Source organism: Micromonospora deserti (assembly GCF_003236335.1).
GTDB classification, from domain to species: Bacteria; Actinomycetota; Actinomycetes; order Mycobacteriales; family Micromonosporaceae; genus Micromonospora; species Micromonospora deserti.
Map to the genome: position 1 here is coordinate 21,484 of NZ_POUB01000027.1, position 20,935 is coordinate 42,418.

The 20,935-nt window shown below is 70.0% G+C and carries 17 protein-coding genes and 3 pseudogenes; 10 read left to right on the top strand and 10 right to left on the bottom strand.

Going from position 1 to position 20,935, the window contains the following annotated elements; all coding sequences use genetic code 11:
• The first annotated feature begins 73 nt into the window (after nt 1–73).
• The 4 genes from C1I99_RS06810 (at nt 74) to C1I99_RS06825 (ending at nt 4,702) form a co-directional block, all read left to right on the top strand.
• Complete coding sequence (locus tag C1I99_RS06810) at nt 74–1,174, top strand: LPXTG cell wall anchor domain-containing protein (protein ID WP_111133352.1); 1,101 nt, start codon at nt 74–76, stop codon at nt 1,172–1,174.
• Nucleotides 1,171–3,360, top strand: a complete 2,190-nt coding sequence (locus C1I99_RS06815; protein WP_111133353.1) for a S8 family serine peptidase — start codon at nt 1,171–1,173, stop codon at nt 3,358–3,360. The genes C1I99_RS06810 and C1I99_RS06815 overlap by 4 nt, the downstream gene beginning before the upstream one ends.
• Before the next feature lie 409 nt (nt 3,361–3,769).
• Nucleotides 3,770–4,495, top strand: coding sequence for a hypothetical protein (locus C1I99_RS32635; protein ID WP_158554020.1), 726 nt, complete (start codon nt 3,770–3,772; stop codon nt 4,493–4,495).
• A 24-nt stretch (nt 4,496–4,519) separates the two neighbouring features.
• Nucleotides 4,520–4,702, top strand: a complete 183-nt coding sequence (locus tag C1I99_RS06825; protein ID WP_111133354.1) for a hypothetical protein — start codon at nt 4,520–4,522, stop codon at nt 4,700–4,702.
• Nucleotides 4,703–4,942: 240 nt separating this feature from the next.
• On the opposite strand, the gene C1I99_RS06830 is transcribed toward C1I99_RS06825, so the two are convergent.
• Complete coding sequence (locus C1I99_RS06830; protein ID WP_111133355.1) at nt 4,943–6,295, bottom strand: cellulase family glycosylhydrolase; 1,353 nt, start codon at nt 6,293–6,295, stop codon at nt 4,943–4,945.
• Between the two features lie 956 nt (nt 6,296–7,251).
• Here C1I99_RS06830 and C1I99_RS33215 point away from each other — a divergent pair.
• The 3 genes from C1I99_RS33215 (at nt 7,252) to C1I99_RS06850 (ending at nt 11,411) form a co-directional block, all read left to right on the top strand.
• Nucleotides 7,252–8,403: a hypothetical protein gene (locus C1I99_RS33215; RefSeq protein ID WP_199562017.1), complete on the top strand. Its 1,152-nt coding sequence runs from the start codon at nt 7,252–7,254 to the stop codon at nt 8,401–8,403.
• Nucleotides 8,404–8,621: 218 nt separating this feature from the next.
• The gene (locus C1I99_RS06845; RefSeq protein ID WP_111133357.1) at nt 8,622–10,604 is read left to right on the top strand and encodes a cellulase family glycosylhydrolase; all 1,983 of its coding nucleotides are present in this window, start codon (nt 8,622–8,624) and stop codon (nt 10,602–10,604) included.
• A 186-nt stretch (nt 10,605–10,790) separates the two neighbouring features.
• Entirely contained in the window at nt 10,791–11,411 is a 621-nt protein-coding gene (locus tag C1I99_RS06850) for an L-threonylcarbamoyladenylate synthase (RefSeq protein ID WP_111133358.1), read from the top strand.
• Between the two features lie 251 nt (nt 11,412–11,662).
• On the opposite strand, the gene C1I99_RS06855 is transcribed toward C1I99_RS06850, so the two are convergent.
• The 4 genes and pseudogenes from C1I99_RS06855 to C1I99_RS06875 all read right to left on the bottom strand — a co-directional run.
• Complete coding sequence (locus C1I99_RS06855) at nt 11,663–12,130, bottom strand: LacI family DNA-binding transcriptional regulator (protein WP_158554021.1); 468 nt, start codon at nt 12,128–12,130, stop codon at nt 11,663–11,665.
• 189 nt (nt 12,131–12,319) lie between these two features.
• A complete protein-coding gene (locus C1I99_RS06865) occupies nt 12,320–12,631 on the bottom strand; it encodes a hypothetical protein (protein ID WP_111133360.1) in 312 nt (103 codons plus the stop codon).
• 20 nt (nt 12,632–12,651) lie between these two features.
• Nucleotides 12,652–13,455 (bottom strand): carbon-nitrogen hydrolase family protein, encoded by an 804-nt coding sequence (locus C1I99_RS06870; protein ID WP_111133361.1) that lies wholly within the window; start codon nt 13,453–13,455, stop codon nt 12,652–12,654.
• Nucleotides 13,456–14,087: 632 nt separating this feature from the next.
• Nucleotides 14,088–14,378: pseudogene (locus C1I99_RS06875) on the bottom strand (alpha/beta fold hydrolase); the annotation flags it as partial.
• A gap of 279 nt (nt 14,379–14,657) precedes the next feature.
• Between C1I99_RS06875 and C1I99_RS34975 the strand changes: the two are divergent.
• Entirely contained in the window at nt 14,658–14,897 is a 240-nt protein-coding gene (locus C1I99_RS34975) for a HAMP domain-containing protein (protein ID WP_369122441.1), read from the top strand.
• Nucleotides 14,876–14,947: pseudogene (locus tag C1I99_RS34980) on the top strand (hypothetical protein); the annotation flags it as partial. The gene C1I99_RS34975 and the pseudogene C1I99_RS34980, both read left to right, overlap by 22 nt.
• A 193-nt stretch (nt 14,948–15,140) precedes the next feature.
• Here the strand turns inward: C1I99_RS34980 and C1I99_RS32645 are convergent.
• The 4 genes from C1I99_RS32645 to C1I99_RS06895 all read right to left on the bottom strand — a co-directional run bounded on the left by C1I99_RS32645 (nt 15,141) and on the right by C1I99_RS06895 (nt 17,660).
• Nucleotides 15,141–15,671, bottom strand: coding sequence for a permease-like cell division protein FtsX (locus C1I99_RS32645; RefSeq protein WP_158554022.1), 531 nt, complete (start codon nt 15,669–15,671; stop codon nt 15,141–15,143).
• A gap of 76 nt (nt 15,672–15,747) precedes the next feature.
• Nucleotides 15,748–16,287 (bottom strand): permease-like cell division protein FtsX, encoded by a 540-nt coding sequence (locus C1I99_RS06885; RefSeq protein WP_111133363.1) that lies wholly within the window; start codon nt 16,285–16,287, stop codon nt 15,748–15,750.
• A gap of 108 nt (nt 16,288–16,395) precedes the next feature.
• Complete coding sequence (locus C1I99_RS06890) at nt 16,396–17,181, bottom strand: tRNA(His) guanylyltransferase Thg1 family protein (RefSeq protein WP_111133364.1); 786 nt, start codon at nt 17,179–17,181, stop codon at nt 16,396–16,398.
• Nucleotides 17,178–17,660: an ATP-binding protein gene (locus C1I99_RS06895; RefSeq protein WP_199562020.1), complete on the bottom strand. Its 483-nt coding sequence runs from the start codon at nt 17,658–17,660 to the stop codon at nt 17,178–17,180. Before C1I99_RS06895 ends, C1I99_RS06890 begins: the two co-directional genes overlap by 4 nt.
• Nucleotides 17,661–18,070: 410 nt before the next feature.
• On the opposite strand from C1I99_RS06895, the gene C1I99_RS35160 reads away from it, so the two are divergent.
• Nucleotides 18,071–19,876: a cellulose binding domain-containing protein gene (locus C1I99_RS35160; RefSeq protein WP_199562021.1), complete on the top strand. Its 1,806-nt coding sequence runs from the start codon at nt 18,071–18,073 to the stop codon at nt 19,874–19,876.
• Between the two features lie 290 nt (nt 19,877–20,166).
• On the opposite strand, the pseudogene C1I99_RS06915 reads toward C1I99_RS35160, so the two are convergent.
• Nucleotides 20,167–20,935: pseudogene (locus C1I99_RS06915) on the bottom strand (cellulose-binding protein); the annotation flags it as partial.

The window sequence follows — 20,935 nt, forward strand, 5'->3', positions numbered from 1 at the left end:
CGGACCGGCTCGGCGTGTGCTGAGGTGTTCGGGCGCCGTCGCGCCCACGTAGTCTTGGGAAGGTCCATCTTTGATGCACTGTGCCGCCGTGCTCCGCCGCGCGCTCGCCGCCACCGCTGCCAGCGTGACGATTGCCGCCGGTCTCGTCCTCGCTGTCGCCACGCCCGCCGTCGCCGCCGACCTGCCCGACATCAGGCCCGCCAACCTGTGTGGCGCCCTGCGGTTCGACTGGGGCCCGGATGAGCCGGTGCTCGGGGATTCCGGCCCGGGAACGACCACCGTGCTGCGTAACGGCGTGGTGGTCGACGAGTTCCAGATGGGCCCGCGCGGCGACTACCAGATCGGTGCGGTGCATACCGACGTCATCGAGCTGCGCTGGCCCGAACTGGGTAGGTCGGACAGCTTCCGCTACCTCGATCCGGGCGGCTGCGAGAACCCGCCCCGGCTACGGATCACCCCGAAGGACACCTGTTTCCGGGTCGCGTTGAAGCTGGAGAACAACGGTTCCGCGCCGATCGAAGGGCTCACGCTGCTGGTCTCCGTCCCGCCGCACGAGCGGCCGCTGCCCGCACCCGACCCGGGGACGTCGCACCAGTACGTGCCGCTCGCCGACGGCGACCGGTACGGGGTGCGCAGCACCCTGCCCGACGGCAGCCACGCGATCTGGTTGCTCGGCACCTTCCGCCAGCCGGCCGGCTGCGACCGTGAGCACATCACGGTGCAGGTCACGGAGATCTGCGGGGGCGTGCGGATGCGGGTGGACAACGGTGCGGGCGGTGACGTCGTGCTGGATGTCCGGATCGAGGGGCACGGCCGGGTGCGCAGCCAGGAGGTGCTGGCGCGGTCGGCCGAGATCTTCGAGGTGCCCGCCCCCCGCGGCTCGGTGCTGTTGATGGGCGACGTCACCGGGAACCTGGACTTCGGCAGCCACACCGTCGCCGGCACGAGCTGCGCCACACCGGCCACCGACCCGACCCACAGCCCCACCGCCGGCCCGAGCACGGACGCGCCGGGCGGCGGCGGTGGGGGCGACGGTGACGGACTGCCGGTCACCGGCTTCCAGACCGCCGCGCTCGCCGCCGGTGGCGTGCTGATGGCGGTGGCGGGCCTGGCGTTGTTGATCATCGTGCGCCGCCGCCGGCTGTGGTTCACCGCGCCGGAGCAGAACTCGTGACCGGCCCAGGATCGGCGCGGCGGGCACGGTCCGGCCGGTGGCGGGCGGCTGCGGCCGGGGCCACGCTGCTCGCCCTGGTGACCAGCCTGTTCGCGGTGGCACCGCCAGCCACCGCGGCTGGGGGCGTCTTCCTGCCGGCCACCGACGGGATCAAGGGCGAGTACGTCGTCATGCTGTCCATCAAGGACTCCGGCATGGTCGACGAGTTCGCCAAGAATGTCGCGGAAAAGTACCAAGGGACGCTGCAGCACGTGTACCGGAACCTGTTGCCCGGTTTCGCCATCGAGCTGTCCGCGGAGGCCGCCAAGGAACTGAGCGGCTTCCCGGAGGTGGCGTACGTCGAGCAGAACGCGCTGCTCTACCCGCAGGACGTGCAGACCGACCCGCCGTACAACCTCGACGCGATCGACCAGCGCGCCGGACTCAACGACGAGTATCACTTCGACACGACGGGTGCGACCGTGCACGCGTACGTGCTCGACTCGGGCATGCGCCACACCCACGAGGACTTCGAGGGGCGGGCCACCGGCGACGTGTCGTTCGTCCCGCACGGCATCGACCGCTGGGGGACGGGGGACTGCTCCGGACACGGCACCAAGATGGCCGGCACGATCGGCGGCCGACTGCACGGGGTCGCGAAGAAGGTCCGGTTGCACACCGTACGCATCGCTGGCTGCTACCCAGGCACCGTCGCGCAGGGTATCGCCGGGCTGGACTGGATCGCCGCCAACGCCATCCGCCCGGCGGTGGTCAACATCAGTTCGGCGACGCCGGGAAACCGGTCACTGGATGAGGCGGTCACCCGCCTGATCGGCCGGGGCATCACGGTGGTGGCCGCCGCCGGCAACCATGCCGACGACGCCTGCCTGTTCTCGCCGGCCCGGATCCCCGACGTGATCACCGTCAGTTCGGTGCACCTGCTGCTCGAGCGGATGGACTACGCCAACTACGGGCCGTGCGTCGACCTGTTCGCCATGGCGGACCGCATTCCCACCACGACCGCGGACAGCGACACCTCGACGGGGCTCGGCGGCGGCACCTCGATCGCCGCCCCACACGTCACCGGGCTGGTGGCTCGCTACCTCGAACGGTTCCCCACCGCCACGCCGCAACTGGTCGCGGCGCGGCTCGCCGACGAGGCCAGGCGGGACCGGATCGTCGACACGCGCGGCGCAACGAACCTGATGGTGTACGCCGACCCCGGCGGGCCGGGCAACGACGGGTTCGGCGGCCGGGGCGCCGACGTCAACGGCGACGGCCGCGACGACATCATCAGCTTCGGCCGCGGTGCCGGGGCCGACGTCCACGTCGCTCTCAGCACCGGCGGCGGCTTCGGGCCGGCGACCCGCTGGCACGAGTACTTCGCCGCGGGCAACGAGATCCCGCTGCTCGGTGACGTCGACGGGGACCGCCGCGCGGACCTGATCACCTTCACTCGGGGTGGTTCCGCCGACGTCTACGTCGCCCGCTCGACGAGCACGTCGTTCGGCCCCTCCGAGCGATGGCACACGGCGTTCGCCGGAGGCACCCAGACGCCGCTGGTGGGCGACTTCAACGGCGACGGCCGCGACGATATCGCCACTCTCACCCGGGAGGGCTCCCGCGATGTCTACGTGGCGCTCTCCGACGGCAGCAGTTTCGTCGGCACGGGGGTCAGGTGGCACGACGACTTCGCCGGCGACGACCAGGTGCCGCTTGTGGGCGACGTCAACGGCGACGGCCGTGACGACATCGTGGGGTTCCGCAGGTTTGGCTTCTCGGACGTGACGGTGGCGCTGTCGACCGGTAGCGGTTTCGTGGCCGGCCCCCAGCGTTGGCTGGACTACTTCCTGGACCCGGCTGTGGAGTCAACCCTGGTGCCGGTCGTCGGGGATTTCAACGGTGACGGCCGGGACGACGTCGCGGCGGTCAACCGGGCAACGTACGGGGTGGCCGTCGGCATCTCCGACGGCCGGCGGTTCCTGCCACCCACGAGGTGGGGATGGACCTTCGCCGGCGGGATCACGCTGCCCGGCGCCGGAGACTTCGACGGCGACCGGCGGGACGACATGGTGGGGTTTGCCCGGGGGACGTCGGGCGAGGTGCTGGTGGGCAGGTCGACCGGTGGCTCTTTCAGCAACGCGGTCCGATGGGGTGGTGGCTTCGCACCCGCCTCCGAGGTACCGATGCCCGCCGTGCTGTGGTAGGGGTCATCGGGCGGCGTCTCGCGCCCGTGACCTCGTCAGACGCGGGCGCACCTCCGCTGGGCGTCAGCCGCTCACCGACGGTATGGCCGTCTGCCCCGCGTACGTTGGGATCTCGTCGTACTTGTTCAGCCTGGCGCCGTTCAACGCGAACGGTTGGGGCTCGGTTGTCCAACCCTCCTCAAAGGGCATGAGGGACTCCGTTTGGCCGCGGCAATTTCACTCACCAGTTGCGGTCAACGAAATCGGCGGACCATCATCAGCCAGATGGAGCAGCAGGTAGAAGAGCGCCACCCTGGCAAGGGGTCGAGGTACTCGCGTCAGGGATAAGTGTCTCTGCCGAAAGTCGGAGTCCGGTGGGCAGGCTGGTCTGCCGGCGGAGGGAAGCGTCAACGGGGCTGTCGGTGCGACCGTGGATCGCCGACAGATCCCGCTGCGCACCGCGAGCACCACGGCCGGCGAGGTCGGCGTCAGCCGGCTCCGGGCGTTGGCCGGGATCGCACTCGCCGCCGGCGCGTTGCTGGTGGCGTTGCTCGTGGTACGCCGGCTACCCGGCCCGGCCGACGAGTCGTACGACCCATCCACCCAACTACTGCTGATCGTCGTGTCGGGGGCATCGGCGTACGCCACTCTGGTCGCGCTCGGGCCGGTCCTGGTCCGGCCGCTGCTGGCCGCCGTGGGCTGGCCGCTGCGCCGGCTCGGGCCGCTCGGCCGGCTCGCGGTCGGCGGGGTCGGCGCGGCACCGCGCCGGGCGGCGGCAGTGGGAGTCGTCGTCGCGCTCGGCGTCACCGTGATGGCGGGTGCGCTGGTCGTCACCGCATCCCTCGGGACGATGCTGCGCGGCGAACTCGCCTCGGCCGCGCCGGCCGACTTCGAGGTTCTCGGGGCCGAGGGCGGCGCGGACGAGCTACCGGCCGGGTCGGCGCAGCGGATCCGGGCCGTCGAAGGGCTTACCCGGGTCGTGCCGTACCGCACCGACGCGCGGCTTTCCGTACCCGGCACGGATCTGCGGGAGTTGGTCGCAACCGACCTGGACCTGCGGGCCCTGGGCACCTGGCCGGATTTCGTGGCCGCCGACGGATCCTTCGAGGACGTCGGACCCGGCCGGGTGGTGATGTTCCGGTCCTTCGCCGAGTAGGCCGGGGTACAGCCGGGGGACACCTTGACCCTCACCCGCGACGGCCGGACACTGCGGTTGCAGCTGGTGGCCACCGTGAACTCCCTCGTCGTCGGGGCCACCGTGCTGCTCGACTCCGCCGACCTGGACCGGCTCGGTGTACCCGCCGCCCCGACCGGCCGGGCGGCCCGGGTCAGCCCGGTCGTCGCGCTGGGCTCCGGAGACTGACGGGTCGCTGGGCTCTCCGGCGGCTGACGGGTCGCTGGGCTTTGGCGGTTGATGGGTCGCTGCCGGCGGGTAATGGGCTGCCGGCAGCGACCGCACCACCGGGGCACCCGATGGTGCGTGCCGGTCAGATGCGTAGACGTACACCAGGGCCTCGTGCGGCACTTTCGGAGGTTCGGCCACTGGTGCGATCACGTGGGCCGGGCGCGCTGCGGCGCCCGGCCCGCGCTCACGGCCCGGGCTTCAGCTGGCCGTGCAGGAGATCGATGCCGGGACGCCGTTGGTGCCGTTCCACGATCCGATGAAGCCGAACGTGGTGTGTGCGCCCGCGCCCAGGCTGCCGTTGTAACCCATGTTGCGGGCGGTGACGTTCGACCCGCTGGTGGTCACGGTCGCGTTCCAGGCCTGGTTCACGGCCTGACCGCTGCCGAGGGGCCACGTGACGGTCCAGCCGCGGATGGCCGAGCCGCCAGCTGTCACCCGGACCTCACCCTGGAAGCCGCCCGGCCACTGACCCACGATCGAGTACGTGGCGGCGCATCCGGCCCCGCCACCGGGAGGCGTGGTCGACGGCGTCGGCGTCACCGGTGGCGCGGTCGTGGCCGGCGGGGTGGTCGGCCCGCCGCCGAAGATGGTGGCCTCCCGGGAGGTGGCCCTGATGCCGTTGGCGCCGTTGAAGATGCGCTGGCCCCAGGTGGTGAGTTGGTTGGGGTCGAAGTTGAGCGCCATGTCCAGGATCGGGTCGGTGTTGCCGCTCCAGGACCAGCCGAGGTAGCCGATGCCCCGGGACTGCGCCTCGGCCAGGATCGTGTCGTGGTTCACCTCGCCCGAACTGAACTGCCAACCGAACTCGCCGACCACCAGCGGCAGGCCCTTGCTGGCGAAGGCATCGAAGTACGAGGTGATGCTCGAGGCGCTGTTGTACACGCTGTACATGTGGATCGAGAACACCGTGTTCCGCAGGCCGTCGGCGGCCCACACGGTCTGCGCGTTGTCCCGCATCGTGTTGGTCCAGTCCTGGCCCCAGTTCGGGGCGTCCACCATAAGCAGGTGTTCGAAGCCGCTGCTGCGCAGCTTCCTGATCGCGTTCGTGGTGGCGTCGGTCCACTGGCCGGGGTTGGTGTTGCCGATCGGCTCGTTGCCGATGTTGATGACGACGTAGTTCTCCTGGCCGACCAGCGCGCTCTTCTGGCTGATCCAGTAGTCGGCCGCCTCGTCGAGGCTGGCGGCCGCGCCCTCCTCGCCGTAGCCGGTGGTGTCGTGCACCTCCAGGACGCAGATCATCCGGTTCTGCTTGCACAGCGAGATCACGTCGGCCACGTCGGTGGATGGGCCCCACCGCTTACCGGTGCCCAGCACCACACGGACGGTGTTGGCGCCGAGCGCCTTGATGTCGGCGAAGGAGTTGGTCTGGCCGGTGAACCAGACGTGCGGGTGGTTGACGCCGCGCATGATGAACGTCTGGCCGTTGGCCTCGACGATGTTGCGGCCGCTGATGTGCAGGCCCACGGCCGCGTCGGCGGGCCGGGCGAACACCACGATCGATGCCAGGACGGCGAGTAGCGCGGCGCCGAGGATGCTGAGTTGTCTCTTCATGACCTACCTCAGAATGCATAGGCCCCGGGATGGGGCAGGACGGCCACGCCACAGCCATCGACCCCGCCGATCACTGCCCGGTGCTCGACGGGGATGGGGCGTAGCCGCTGGACGTGTTGCCTCTGCGATCCCGGCTCATGAAGGACACTACTGATCCCGATGCCCCGGCACAATTGACGCGGATCGAATCCCTGATGACGGTCAGCCGGGCTTGATCTGGCCGAGCTGCGCGAGTAACTGGACTCCTCGGGGCCCCAGCCCTGGCGCGGCGGGCGGCAGCATCCGGCCGGCCTGTTCAAGGCCGGACATCTTGGCGGTCGCGCGAAGCGGCCAGGCCGTAGCGTCGGCGCGTAACCGGGGGAGGTGGTGCCAGAGTGCCCCTGCATGCACGACCCGGATCCCGACGTGCGGAACGGTGCCCTCGACCCGCCCAGCCGGCCCGGGGAGGCGGCCGGACGGTACGCGGATCTGCTGGCGGACGTCGCCGCCGGGTTTCGCGCAGGCGGCCAGCGGTCCGGGGTCCACTGTCGAGTACCGGGCGGTCGCCGCTCTCGTCCGGCTCGGCGATCCCCGATGGATCGAGCCGGTATGCGCGCGGCAGCCGCCGGGCATCGAGTAGGACGGCTGCTTGACCGCGCCCGCTGCACGCCCTCGTGCTGGCCGAAGTCTGTCCCGTTGGCGGCTGAACCGGCCCGGGCCGACCCCGGCGGCGGTGATCATCTTGGCGGCAACTCCGACCGCCGGTTCCCGTTCTGCCAATGCGATGGGAGCGCGCACACAATTGCCGGCCACCGTTGAACCGGGGGCACCCGCTCCGCCGTACCTCCCGGCGACGAACGGCCCTTCGGAACCGGAGTCATGTCCGGTGGCAACCGAATCCACCGGCGGCGGCCTCACCGCCGCCAGTGGCGAGGACGGGACGTCGGGTCCCGGTGGCCCATCCCAAGGAGAGGTGCATGCGCAAGCGTACCCAGAAACACGGTGTCCTGAAGGTCGCGGGGATCGGCGGCCTCGCGGCGCTGCTGCTTGGCGCGGGACTCCAGTTGGCGTCGGCCGACGAGAACGCCGCGACGGCTCCGGTGTCCGTGGTCTGTCCCACGGTGGCGGACAAGCTCGGTGCGGTCCCGGCCGCCGCCCGGGATGGTGTGGACCGCGAGCTGCGGAACCTCGAGAACCAGATCGCCAACGTCAACGCGCGGCTGGCCCGGGAGCCGGGCCAGGCGGCCAACCAGCTCAACGACATTGCCGGCAAGCGCCGGGCGGTGCTGGAACGGATCAGCCTGAACATCACCCGGGTAGGCGGGACGGCCCCGGCCGGGCTTGCCGGCCTGGCGAACTGCGCCCCGAACACCGGCGGAGGCGCGGGCAACGGCGATGGCGGCCCGGTAGCGGGCAACCCCGGGGCCGGCGGTGGGCAGGCCGTGAACTGCCCGATCGTCGAGGACAAGCTGCCGGTGGTGCCGGCGCAGGCCGCCGCCGAGGTCGAGCGGGAGCTGGCCAACCTGGAGCGGCAGATCGCCGAGGCCGACGCCCGGCTCGCCCGGCTCGCGGAGCGCCCGGAGGGGGGTCCGAACTTCGTGCAGAACGCGATCGTCGGCCCGCTGGAAGACAAGCGGATCGCGGTGCTCAACCGGATCGCCACCGCGATCGGCCGGGTCACCGGTGACCGCCCCGCCGGCCTGGTCGCGCTGGCCCCGTGTTCGGTCGGCGCCGGCGGTGGGGCGGGTGCCGACGCCGGTCAGGGTGCCGACGCCGGTCAGGGTGACGACGGCGGTCAGGGTGACGGTGACGCCGGTGCCGGGACCGTCCCGACGGTGAACTGCCCGACGGTGGCGGACAAGCTGCCGCCGGTGCCGGCTGCCGCCGCGGCTGGTGTCAACCAGGAGCTGGCCAACCTGGAGAAGGAGATCGCCAACGCCAACGCGCGGCTGGCCCGTCAGGCGGCCAACCCGCAGGGCGGCCCGAACTTTGTGCGCAACGCGATCCTCGGCCCGCTGAGGGACAAGCGGGTGGCCGTGCTCGACCGGATCGCCATCAACATCGGCCGCGTCGCCGGTGCGCGTCCCGCCGGTCTGGAGCGTCTCGCCGCCTGCACCCTGAACGACTGACCCGTCCGCGTTCCGGCCCGGCGGCGCCCCGCCGGGCCGGAACCCTTCCGATCACACTGTCCGGTGCCCCGGACCCACCCCCGGTAGCGGGCGGCTCCGGTCGGTCCTTCCGTCGGGAGTGGCGACCACGTAACCTGTCGATGGAAGCGCTCCCATCGGTCGAGTCGTCGTGCCGGGACGGCGACCCAGCCTTCCATCCCACCACCGAAGGACAGGACATGCCTGTAAGTGCACGTATGCGGGCCGTCGTCGTGGCGGCCTGCGCCGCTGTCGGCCTGACCGCGCCGGCCGCGGCCCTGGCCACCACCGAGCCGGGCGCCCCCGCCCGGACCGCCGCGGCCGCGCCAACACCCGACTGGCTGCACACCGCCGGCAACACGATCGTCGACGAGGCCGGCAACCAGGTGTGGTTGACCGGCGTCAACTGGTTCGGCTTCAACGCCTCCGAGCGCGTCTTCCACGGCCTGTGGTCAGCCAACATCGAGACCATCACCCGGCAGATGGCCGAGCGCGGCATCAACATCGTCCGGGTGCCGATCTCCACCCAGCTGCTGCTGGAGTGGAAGGCCGGCCAGACGGTCGTGCCGAACGTCAACACCTATGTCAACCCCGAACTGACCGGCAAGAACAACCTGCAGGTCTTCGACCACTGGCTGCAACTGTGCGAGAAGTACGGCCTGAAGGTCATGCTCGATGTCCACAGTGCCGAGGCGGACAACTCCGGCCACGTCTACCCGGTGTGGTGGAAGGGCACGATCACGCCGGAGCTGTTCTACCAGGGCTGGGAGTGGGTCACCGCCCGCTACGAGACCAACGACACCATCGTCGCGATGGACATCAAGAACGAGCCGCACGGCACCCCGAACCAGCCGCCGCGCGCCAAGTGGGACGCCAGCACCGACCAGGACAACTTCAAGTACGCCTGTGAAACGGCCGGCAAGCGGATCCTCGCCATCAACCCGAAACTGCTGATCCTCTGCGAGGGCATCGAGGTCTACCCGCGCCCCGGCGAGACATGGAACTCGCCGAACACCGACCCGGACCGCAGCCCCAACTACCACTACAACTGGTGGGGCGGCAACCTGCGCGGCGTCGCTGACCACCCGGTGAACCTGGGCGCCCACCAGGACCAGCTGGTCTACTCTCCACACGACTACGGACCGCTGGTGTTCGAGCAGCCCTGGTTCCAGAACGACTTCGACAAGGAGTCGCTGATCACCGACGTGTGGCGGCCGAACTGGCTCTACATCCACGAGAACGGCACCGCGCCGCTGCTTGTCGGCGAGTGGGGCGGCCGCCTCGGTCAGGACGCCCGGCAGGACAAGTGGATGGCCTCGCTGCGCGACATGATGAAGGAGTACGGCATCCACCACACCTTCTGGTGCCTCAACCCCAACTCGGGTGACACCGGCGGCCTGCTGCTCGACGACTGGACCAGCTGGGACGAGACGAAGTACAACCAGATCCTCAAGCCGGTCCTCTGGCAGCACAACAACAAGTTCGTCGGCCTCGACCACCAGGTACGCCTCGGCGGGGCCACCTCCACCACCGGCATCAACCTCGCCGAGCGCTACGCCGGTGGCGGTGGTGGTGGCGACACTGTCGCGCCGACCGCCCCGGGGCAACCGGCCGTCAGCGACCTGACCGCCACGGCGGCCACGTTGACCTGGGCCGCCGCCACCGACAACGTCGGGGTCACCTCGTATGAGGTGCTGCGCGCCGTCGGCAGCGGCCCGGCCACGGTCGTCGCCACCGTCTCCGGCACCACGTACCGGGCGACCGACCTCGCCGCCGAGACCACGTACACCGTCAGCGTCCGGGCCCGGGACGCCGCCGGCAACCTGTCGCCGACGTCGGCGGGCCGGACGTTCACCACCCCGACCGGCGGTGGCGGCGGGAACGCCGGCTGCGCGGCGACGTACACGGTGACCAACAGCTGGCAGGGCGGCTTCCAGGCGCAGATCGCGGTGGAGAACACCGGCACCAGCGCGACCACCCGCTGGCAGGTCACCTGGACCAACCCCACCGGCGTCGCCGTCTCCTCGCTCTGGAACGGCAGGCTGACCACCTCCGGTGGGAAGAACACCGTCACCAACGAGCCGTACAACGGCGCCCTCGCCGTCAGCGCGAGCACCACCTTCGGCTTCACCGCCACTGGCCCGAGCACCGCCCCGACGGATCTCGCCTGCTCCGCGTCCTGACCGCACCGCCCGCAACCATAATGGAGCTGCCCGGCGACACTGCGTCGCCGGGCAGCGCCTCGGGTGCGGCCGATCTGATTCGGCAGGCGGCCCGCGCCACCTGCTGACCAGCCGGCGGGCCCGACCGGCTGGTCGGGCCCGCCGTTCCCTCGTCACTGGCGCCAGGAAGCGCCTAGTCTCGGGCACATGGCGAGGTACTACGACGTGCACCCGGACAACCCACAGCCCCGGATCCTCCGGCAGGTCGTCGACCTGGTCCGGAACGGCGGGTTGATCGCCTACCCCACGGATTCGTGCTTCGCGTTCGGCTGCCGGCTGGGCAACCGCGACGGGCTCGACCGGATCCGCGAGATCCGGCGCCTCGACGAACGGCACCACTTCACGCTGGTGTGCCGGGACTTCGCGCAGCTCGGCCAGTTCGTGCATGTCAGCAACACAGTCTTCCGACTGGTCAAGGCGAGCACCCCGGGCAGCTACACGTTCATCCTGCCGGCCACCCGCGAGGTGCCACGCCGGATGCTGCATCCCCGCAAGCGCACCGTCGGGGTCCGCGTACCCGCGCACACCGCCACCCAGGCACTGCTGGCCGAACTCGGCGAGCCGCTAGTATCGAGCACCCTGGTCCTGCCCGGCGAGGACGAGCCGCTCACCCAGGGGTGGGAGATCAAGGAACGGCTGGACCACCTCCTCGACGCGGTGGTCGACGCCGGTGACTGCGGCAAGGAGCCGACGACCGTGGTGGACCTGTCGCAGGACGAGCCGGAAATCCTGCGCCGGGGAGCCGGCGACACGAGCCGTTTCGAGTAGGCCGTCCCAGCGGCGTGGCGGGCGTAGGCCGGCTGCCGTGGTTCCCGGAGTCCTTTATGGTCGCGATGTGGACGTCGTGGCGCACGGTGGGGTGGTTGTTGCGGCGGCCGGGTGGTCGCCCACACCCGGCGTCGATGTCGCCGGTGCCGCAGTGATGCACGTGACGACCGCATTGCTAAAGCAACTGGGCGAAGCCGGGTTCGACGAGAGTATCGCGGTGGGCGTAGAACCGCCTGCCGTCGACACGGCGCTCACGGGGTTGCGGTGTAGCGCACCTCGTGCAGGGTCACTGCGCCGGCGAGCGCCTGCAGGCCGATCACCCGCCCGGTAAAGCCGGTGGCGACCTCGGTGGAGAGGTATCGGCCGTCGAACACCGCGAGCGGCCGATCGCCGAGCGCCGGTCCGACGCCGAGCGCGATGTCGTCCGGGCCACCGGACGAGGGCGCTCGCGACTCGACGCGCAGCGTAACCGGCACCGCCCCGTCGATCGCCGCCGCGCCGATCTCGCTCTCCAGCGGGCCGATGCGCAGCCGGGCAGCGACCCGCCCGGGTTCGAGGTCGAGGGCGCACCAGTGCCAGCTCTTGACCCGCTCGGGCTGGGTGAAGGCGAAGGACACCGTGGCGATCGAGACCCCCGCCCGCGCCGCGACGTCGTAGACCGTCGGCCGTCGTCGCATGGACGCCAGTGAGGCACCCCGGTGGTCCAAGGCGCCCGTCACGTTGCTCCTCCTGCTTTACGGAACCGGCCATCGTCACGGAGAACAAGGGCACCGGCGGTTGGCTTCTGGTCATCAGCGACCGGGTGAACTGCTACCTGTTCTTCACCGACGACAACGGGCATCTGTATCGATCGCAGACGACCGGCGCGACGCCTTGATCCCGTGAAGGGTTCGGTGAGGACGCGGGGGTCAGCGCCTCCTCCGTGGTTCGGGCTCGGTGGGGGCGAGGCCGCGGTCCAGGACCGCCACGACGAGCAGGACGCCGACGGTTGCCGCGGCGACGACGAGCAGCGGCACCGCGCGCCCGGCGAGCGCGATGACCAGCAGGGCGGGGAGGCCGAGGAACCGGGGCCAGGACAGCCGGCGGTAGATGATGGCGGGCAGGGCGACTCGGCCGGCGAGGAAGAGCGCGGGGCCGGCGACGGTGAGGGAAACGCCCCGCCGGTTGCTCGCTCGGTGGGATGCGCGATCACCAGGTCGGCTGACCGAGGCGGCCACCACGCCGGCGATCCTGACACCCTCTACGTCCGGCCTGTGCTCTGGTCTTCGGTCGCGGCCGTGATCTGGCCCGCCGGTGCGGCCGTGGAGGTGGCCGGCGCCGGGGCGCCGCCGAGGTCGCGCAGGGTAGCCCGTACGATCTTCCCGGCCTCGGGTCCCGCCTGGGCGAGCACCCCGCCGTCGGGAGCCCACACCGCTGAGCCGCCTGCCGCCTGGTCGAAGCCGCCGCCGGTGGACCCGGCGAAGCTCGCCGTGGCGACCCACACCCCGCGGTCAGCGATGACGCGCTGCGCCCGCTCAGCCGGCACGTGTGCGTCGCGCGCGTGGTCGAGGACGGAGGCGACGTAGACGTCCATGCCGAGCGCCGCGGTGGCCGCGTCGTGCTCGGCGAAGCGGGTGTCGCGGCAGATCGCCAGGCCCAGCCGCCAGCCGTCCACGTCGAGCACCGCGGGCCCGTCGCCGGGGCTGAACCGCTCCTCGGACTCGTGCACGTGCACCTTGCGGTAGGCCACGCGCGCGCCGTTCCCGTCGACGGCCAGCATCGCGATGTGCTCGCGACCCGCCTCACCCTGCACCGGGGCGCCCACCAGCGCCGTCGCCCCCGTCTCGGCGCACGCCTTGACGATCGGCGCCAGCCTCGGGTCGTCCTCGGTGATCGCGGGCGCGTCAAGCTCGTACCCGGTTAGCGAGAGTTCGGGGAAGACCACGACCCGCGCGTGCGCGGCCCGGACCGCCTCGGCGTGCTCGGCCGCGTTTGCGACGACGTCGTACGCGATGATCGGTGGTTGGGCGACGGCGATGACGAGCGGCTGACGATGCACGAGCACTCCTGCGACTATCGAAACCTGTCAAGCATTACCCGGTTGTCACTCACCGCCGGGACCGCGACCGGGCACAGCATAGTTTGAGCAGGGGTACGCCGAACGGCGCGGTAACCGGCATCACAGAGCGCGGCTGTGGTGACGCCGGTGTCGTGGGAGATCCGCTGGGATCGCTAGGGGCCGGGCCAGCCGCTCGCGCAGCTCGGACAGTTCGGCCCGGTCCCGGGGCACTGGAGGAGAGCGCGTCCTCGTGCTTGCTGCCGAACAGCTCGACCCGGGCGGAGAACGCGGCGACCTGCCGGACTGCCTCGGCGAGCTTCTGTTCCCGGGACGGCCAGGCGGGGTTTGCGTCCCGCTTCTCCAGTGGCCGGCGGGGCCGTTCGTCGGCCCCGCCGGCGTGGGTCGGCCGCGTCAGGTGGTTTCGCCCGCGGCTCGCTCGATGAGCCGGGCGGTGACTTGGGCCGGGACACGAGGACCGCGTGTGAGGCGTTCTTGACGGTCACTGTGACGCCGCCCGTCCGCGCACATCCACCGCGCCGCCGTCGAGGTGACCAGCACCCCCGCGACCGCCAGAACCGAGAGGAGGCCGGCGCGCCGCCGCGAGGCACGAAGGCCAGACATCCGATGGGCTCCTATTCGCCGAGGAAGGTCAGGAGGGCGTTGTCCAAGTGCTCCATCAGCGCGTTCAGGTCCGCCGTGAACGTGTCGTAGTCGTACCCGGTGGTGGGTTGGCTGGACTTGCCGAAGCCGCGCCGGTCGTAGGCGATCACCCGGTAGCCGGCCTGCAGCAGGACGCGGTGCTGCCGCTCCCAGGATCGCCCGTTGAGTGGGTAGCCGTGGATGAGCACGACCGGTTGGCCCGTGCCGTGATCCTCGAAGTAGATCTTGGTATCGGCGCCGTTCTCCCTGCCGACGGTGACGTACGACATGATGCCCTCGCTTCACATGAGACGCGGTGCCTGATGCACCGACATGATCGTTAGCTGTCCCGCACGTCCGACGAAGACGTGGTTCGGCGCTTGTCGCGCCGTGGTTTCACAGTTGGTCGACGGCTCCCGTGCTCGCCGCGGATGGTGGGCCTCAACGACCCCCCGAGCCGATGAAGCCGAGTTCGGCGCCGAGCGGCGGGCCGAGATCGAACGCGGGGTCCGCCTGATCGTCCTGGTGTGCCGCTCGTCTTGGTGGTGGTGGCGGGCGGCTACCTCGCCATGGGCCGGGCGTTGCGGCCGCTGCGTGCCGTCACCGAGACGGCCCGGGCCATCGAGGAGACGGACCTGTCCCGCCGCATCCCCGTCAGCGGCAGCGACGAGGTCGCGACCTGGCCCGCACGTTCAACGCGATGGTCGGCCGGCTGGACCGGGCGTTCGCCGCCCAGCGGGCGTTCTTGTCCGACGCGGGGCACGAGCTGCGTACCCCGATCACGATCGTGCGCGGTCATCTGGAGCTGATGGGAGACGATCCAGCCGAGCGCGCTGAGACGGTCGCGCTGGTGACCGAAGAGCTGGACCGGGTGAACCGGCTCGTGGATGACCTGCTGATGCTGGCCAAGGCTGAGCAGCCGGACTTCCTGCAGCCGGGCAGGGTGGAGGTGGCCGAGCTCGTGCACGAGGTGTACGTCAAGGCCGTCGCTCTGGGGAACCGGGACTGGCGTCTCGGCCCCGTCGAAGACGTCAAACGGAGCGCTACTGCGGCTACAGGCAGTCCACAAGGAGCGTGTAGGGGCGACCCTCAGCGGGAGGCTGGACAACGGAAATCATGCGTACCCCAGCCATCCGCCCTACCGGCGACAGCGCCGCACAGTCGAACACCTCGCCGGTGGTCTCGACACGGAACGACTCGGACACCCCCTCGGGCGTTTCGTCGTCCAGGTCCAGGGTGTCCTTGTACTGCTCCCGGTACCTCTCCCACGTTTCCTCAGCACTGTCCAACCGAACCCCGTCGACCGGGTACCGGGCAGACAGCGCCGACTCCACCGCCTCCTTCTGCTCAGCAGTGACGTCGGCTCCTAGGAACACCGTCACGACGTAGCGATCCTGCTGTCCATCCTGCACAAGAACCAGGAACGACGTGGCGGCGGCGCCCGCCCCGACGAGCATCGCCGCCAGTGCGACGGCCGCCAACACGATCCAGCGCAGCCACGGGGCAGACTGGTCGGGAATGTCGGACGGCGAAACGGCGGGCAACGGCGTACCCGCCGATGGCTGGGGTGGCATGTCGGACATGGCTACCAGTGTCTACCAGCCAGCGTCGATGTGCGGGCCCGGCGACGCCGCCCTCCGGGAAGCGCCGCACTTACGGTTACGGGCAGTTCAGGACGACCGCGCCAGGGTGTCGCCCGTCGGCGAGCTGACGAACGATGATCTTATCCACCCCGGGCATCCGCTCTACCGGCGCCAATGCCGCACAGTCGAACACCTGGCTGACAGTCACGACACGAAACGACTCGGGCATGGCACTGGGGCTGGCACTACGGATCAGGTCCGGTTGGTCCTTGAACAGTTCCTTGAACCTCTCCCACGCCTCCTCACGGCTTTCCCTCTCGACCCCGTCGGCGGGGTACCGGGTAGACAGCGCCGACTCCACCGCCCCCTTCTGCTCAGCAGTGACGTCGACTTCCAGGCTCACTCTCACCTCGTACCCGTTCTGCGGCTGGGGCTGGCCATCTCGCATGGAAAACAGGACCACGGTGGTGGCGATCGCCCCAACGAGCATCGCTGCCAGCGCGACGGCCGCCAACACGATCCAGCGCAGCCACGGGGCAGACTGGTCGGAAACGGCGGACGGCGAAACGGCGGGCAACGGCATACCCGCCGATGGCTGGGGTGGCATGTCGGACATGGCTACCAGTGTCTACTAGCCTGCGCCGATACGCAGTATCGCGCCGCCGCCTCACTGATCGGGCGTCTCGTGCCGAAACTGAGCCACACGCGGTGGGAGGCACAGCGGTCACGCCGATGCCGAAGCCGGCCCGATGGGTCTATTTCTACCCTGCGCGACGCCGGTGACGAACTGCCGGTAGGCGTCCTTCATCGGTAGCTCGCGTTCGGTTTTCATACGGCGGCGGGAGGTGGTGACGTCGAGGCCGCGTACGGGATCGAAGCCTTTGCGCTCATAGGTTTCCCACCACAGTCCGATGCCACGCCGCTGCCAGGTGGGTAGGTCGTTGACGTTGACGCCGTGGCGGAACAGGAGCTCGTTCTTGTCCGCTGTACTGGCTCCTTCCAGCATGCGGCTGGCCTCCCTAGGCGATTGGCCGTCCTTGCGAAGGGTCCAGTAGCACCAGCCGTTGAGCGCGCTGCGCGCCGCGTCGGACTGCCGCCAGGAGAAGTAGTCGGCGACATCCTCCACACCGACTCCCACCCAGAGGCGGGCGTCGAAGTGAGCCGGCTCGGCGGCCGCATGGGTGAACGCGGCGGCGGCGATGCCTGCCGAGATCGACACGAGCTTCTCCACGCCGCGGCCGAACAGGTCGGAGGCGTCATCGAGCAACACCGATATCTCGTCGCTCTCGGTGTAGGCGTAGCGGCCGCCCAACTCCGTCAGCAGCGCTTGGGCCGTGACGACCATCAGGTCGCAGAACCGGGCATCGAACGGCTTGTCGAAACGCTGCTCGGTCAGTCGGGAGAAACCCCGCCCGTCGACCCTGATCACAGTCCAGGCACCCGGTGGCAACCTCAACGAGTGAAAGTACTCCCGGGCCCGTTGCTGGGCCTCGAACTCCTCAGGTTTCACCGCTTTCGACCTTCCTGACGCATCGGCTCGACCTGGAACCCGCCCCTGCCGTCGAACCGGACTTCGTACAGCCGGTCGAATCCGTCGACCAGCTGAGGGCGTCGCAGCCGCTTGAGCGTGTCATACAGTCCAACGTCCGGCACCCGGGCTCGATCCTCACGCGCGGCGTTGCGGGCAAGCGCCGCAGGCAGATCGGGCGGGAACCAGTACCCGACCGCTGCCGCGCCGTGGACGCGGGCAGCCTCGATCAGTGGTCGCCACTCCTGAGGTGAGGGATTGGTGTTGTCCACCACGACACAACGCCCCGCTGCCAGTGCCTCGGTGACCAGACGCATCTGGCGGCGCTGACGATTTCGCGCGTTCGGGAACGCGTCCTTGCTGACCACCACGTGACTGTCAGCCAACCTGCGGCGGCAGAACGTTGTCTTGCCCGACGCCTGCAGACCGATCAGGATCGCCAGTTCCAGCCCATCAACCACAGACCGCCTCCGGTACCCGGCTCTCAGCCACCGAGAAGATCTAACCCTGAACGGGCGGCCAAACCAGGCAGACACGGTTCGCGCAGCGCAGGTGCCTCGGACGCAAGGCAAGGTAGGTAGCGACCAGTGCGACGAGGCCGAACATCGTCAACTCGCACTGCCCGCGCATCACCACGTTCTCGCTGCCCGCCGGCGACGCGCCGCCGTCCGAGAGCAGGCCGGCCCACAAAGCCATCATCCATCGATGAACTAGAATGTCAGAAACGATCGAACAATGCGCAACATCGCCCGGGCCCTGGGCGCCGTCGGCCGGCGCCAGAAGTGATCCTTGCCTTCGTCGAAAGCCTCTGACATTCTATTCCATCAATGTATGTCGGGCCCGCGAGGCCCGGCTGGAGAGGGAAGTTGCCATGTCTCGCACCCACCGGCGGGTCACGCAGGCCCTGGTCGCGGCGGCGGTGCTGCTGGGTGCCGCCGCTGCGGTCGCCGCCCGCCCGACGACCGCGTACGCGGCCGCGGCGGCGACCATCAACGGGTCTACCGTGCTGCAGCCGATCGACGGGTTCGGCATCTCGGAGCACTTCGGCAGAGCCAAGATCATGAATGGCTCACAGGGGCTGTCCGCGCAGCGCCAGCGGGAGATCCTCGACCTGCTGTTCAGCCGCTCCACCGGCGCTGGGCTGAGCATCCTGCGGCTGGGCATCGGCTCGACCGCCAACACCTCCATCCAGCCGGCGGATCCGGGCGGCCCAAACGCCACGTCGCGGTACGTGTGGAACCGCGACGACGACGGCCAGGTGTGGCTGGCCAAGCAGGCCCAGTCGTACGGCGTGTCCCGGTTCTACGCCAACGCCTGGAGCGCGCCGGGCTACATGAAGGACAACGGCGACGAGGCCAACGGCGGCACGCTGTGCGGGCTGTCCGGGACCTCCTGCGTCAGCGGCGACTGGCGCCGGGCATACGCGAACTACCTGGTGCAGTACGCGCGCTTCTACGCCCAGGAGGGCATCACCATCAACGACCTGGGGTTCACCAACGAGCCGAACTGGACGACGTCGTACTCCTCGATGCGGTTCACCCCCGCGCAGGCGGTCGAGTTCGCGAAGATCGTGGGACCGATCGCCAGCGCCGCCGGGCTCAGGGTCACCTGCTGTGACGTCGTGGGCTGGAGCGGCCAGCGCGCATACACCTCGGCGATCGTGGCGGACCCCGAGGCGCACCGCCAGGTCGGCCTGCACACCGGGCACTCGTACGGCAGCTACCCGACCTCGCCGTTGCCGGTCACCGGGCGGAACACCTGGATGTCCGAGTGGTCGCCGGACGGCGACAGCTGGAACGAGGCATGGGACGACGGCAGCGGCTACGACGGCTTCCGGGTCGCCAACGAGATCCACACCGCGCTCACCGGCGGTCAGGTCAACGGGTACGTCTACTGGTACGGCGCGTCTACCGGCACCACCCGCGGGTTCATCCAGATGAACGGCGACGGCTACCGGGTCTCCAAGCGGCTCTGGGCGATGGCGGCGTACAGCCGGTTCATTCGCCCGGGCGCCAACCGGATCGGCGCGACGACCTCGGACGGCAACCTGCGGCTGTCCGCCTACCGCAACGGCGACGGCTCGGTCGTCGTGGTCGCCCTCAACGCGGCCAGCAGCGCCAACCAGGTGTCGTACGCCCTGCAGAACATCGGGATCAGCACCGGCACGGCCAGCCCGTACCTGACCAACGGTTCAGCCAGCATGACCGCGCAACCCGCGATCGCGGTCGGCGGCGGCACCTTCACCGCAACCGTGCCGGCCCGGTCGCTCGTTACGTACGTCATCCGCGGCGGTGGCACGGTGACCACGCCTCCGACGACCACGCCTCCGACGACCACGCCTCCGACGACCGCGCCGCCGGCGGGATGCCGCGTGACGTACACGAACAACTCCTGGAACACCGGCCTGACCGCCAGCATCACGATCGCCAACACCGGAACCACGGCGGTCAACGGCTGGTCGCTGGTGTTCACCCTGCCCGCCGGGCAATCGATCACGAGCGGCTGGAACGCCAGCTACAGCCCGACCAGTGGGCAGATCACCGCCCGGAACGCCAGCTACAACGCGGCCATCCCGGTCAATGGATCGGTGAACATCGGCTTCCAAGCGAATCACACCGGCAATACGGCGACACCGGCTTCGTTCACCCTCAACGGCAGTCCCTGCGCCGTCGGGTAGCGCCGCCCCCTCGGCGTAACCAGCGACTACCGCGGTAGTGTCCCTGAGTCTCGTGTTCGAGCCCGTGGCGTGATCGAGGTTGTTAGGTGGCGATCCGGCCGTAGGAGGATCAGGGCGTTGAGGGCCTTGGGCCCAACCGTCGACCCGGCCGGTGATGCTCCCGCCGCCCCTGCGCTTGTACTGGACAACGAGGTAGAGCACCTTCCTCAGCCGGCAGCGACCAGATCGCGGTCCCGGGGGTGGATCGACCGCCCCGGGGCCGGTGCGTGGCCGGGCCCCGGGGCGGTGGTTCAGTAGCCGTAGCGGCTCTTGAGGTGACGCCACCAGTCGCGGAGCATCCAGGCGTCGAACTCGGTGATCGAGCTGGCGCTGCCAGCCTTCATGATGAACCCGCCGACTCCGCTTGGGGTCCAGTCGTAGAAGTCGTCGAGTCCGAACGTATGACCGATCTCGTGCAGCAGGATGGTCATGTTCTCGGCGTTGAGGTTGGCCATGAAGTACTCCCGGCCCATCCGCTGACCCCAGTCGCCACCCGCGCCGCCGCCGAAGCCGTCGGTCAGCCACAGCGACTGGTCGTAGTGCCGGGCGGCGCCGCCGGGACAGTTGGGGTACTGGCCGTTCTGGTTGAAGAACCGACCGCAGGGCTCGCTGCACTGGGGGGCGTTCTCGCGGATGTTGTTGACGTAGATGTCCACGGAGTTGTCGGTCCACTGCAACTGGTTGCGGTCGCGGACGGCCCAGCCGACCACCCGGATCGGGACGTTGGTGTAGGGCCAGGCGTTGTGCCCGACCATGACGTCCATCCACTTCTTGTACTGCCGCGCCAGCGTGGCGTGGATCTGGTCCCGCTGCGTGGCGGTGACCGTGGCCGAGGAGTCCCACCGGACGCAGAAGTTGAGGTAGCCGCCGTTGGCCATGACCTGGTCCCACCCGTAGTTGCGGAACCCGTACAGATTGCCGTTGTTGTAGGTCTGCTCCACGTGCTGCCACACCTGGTTGAGCGGGGTTACCAGGTGGGCCGGCGGGTTCCAGCCGCTGGTGGGCGGCGTGGTCGGGGTG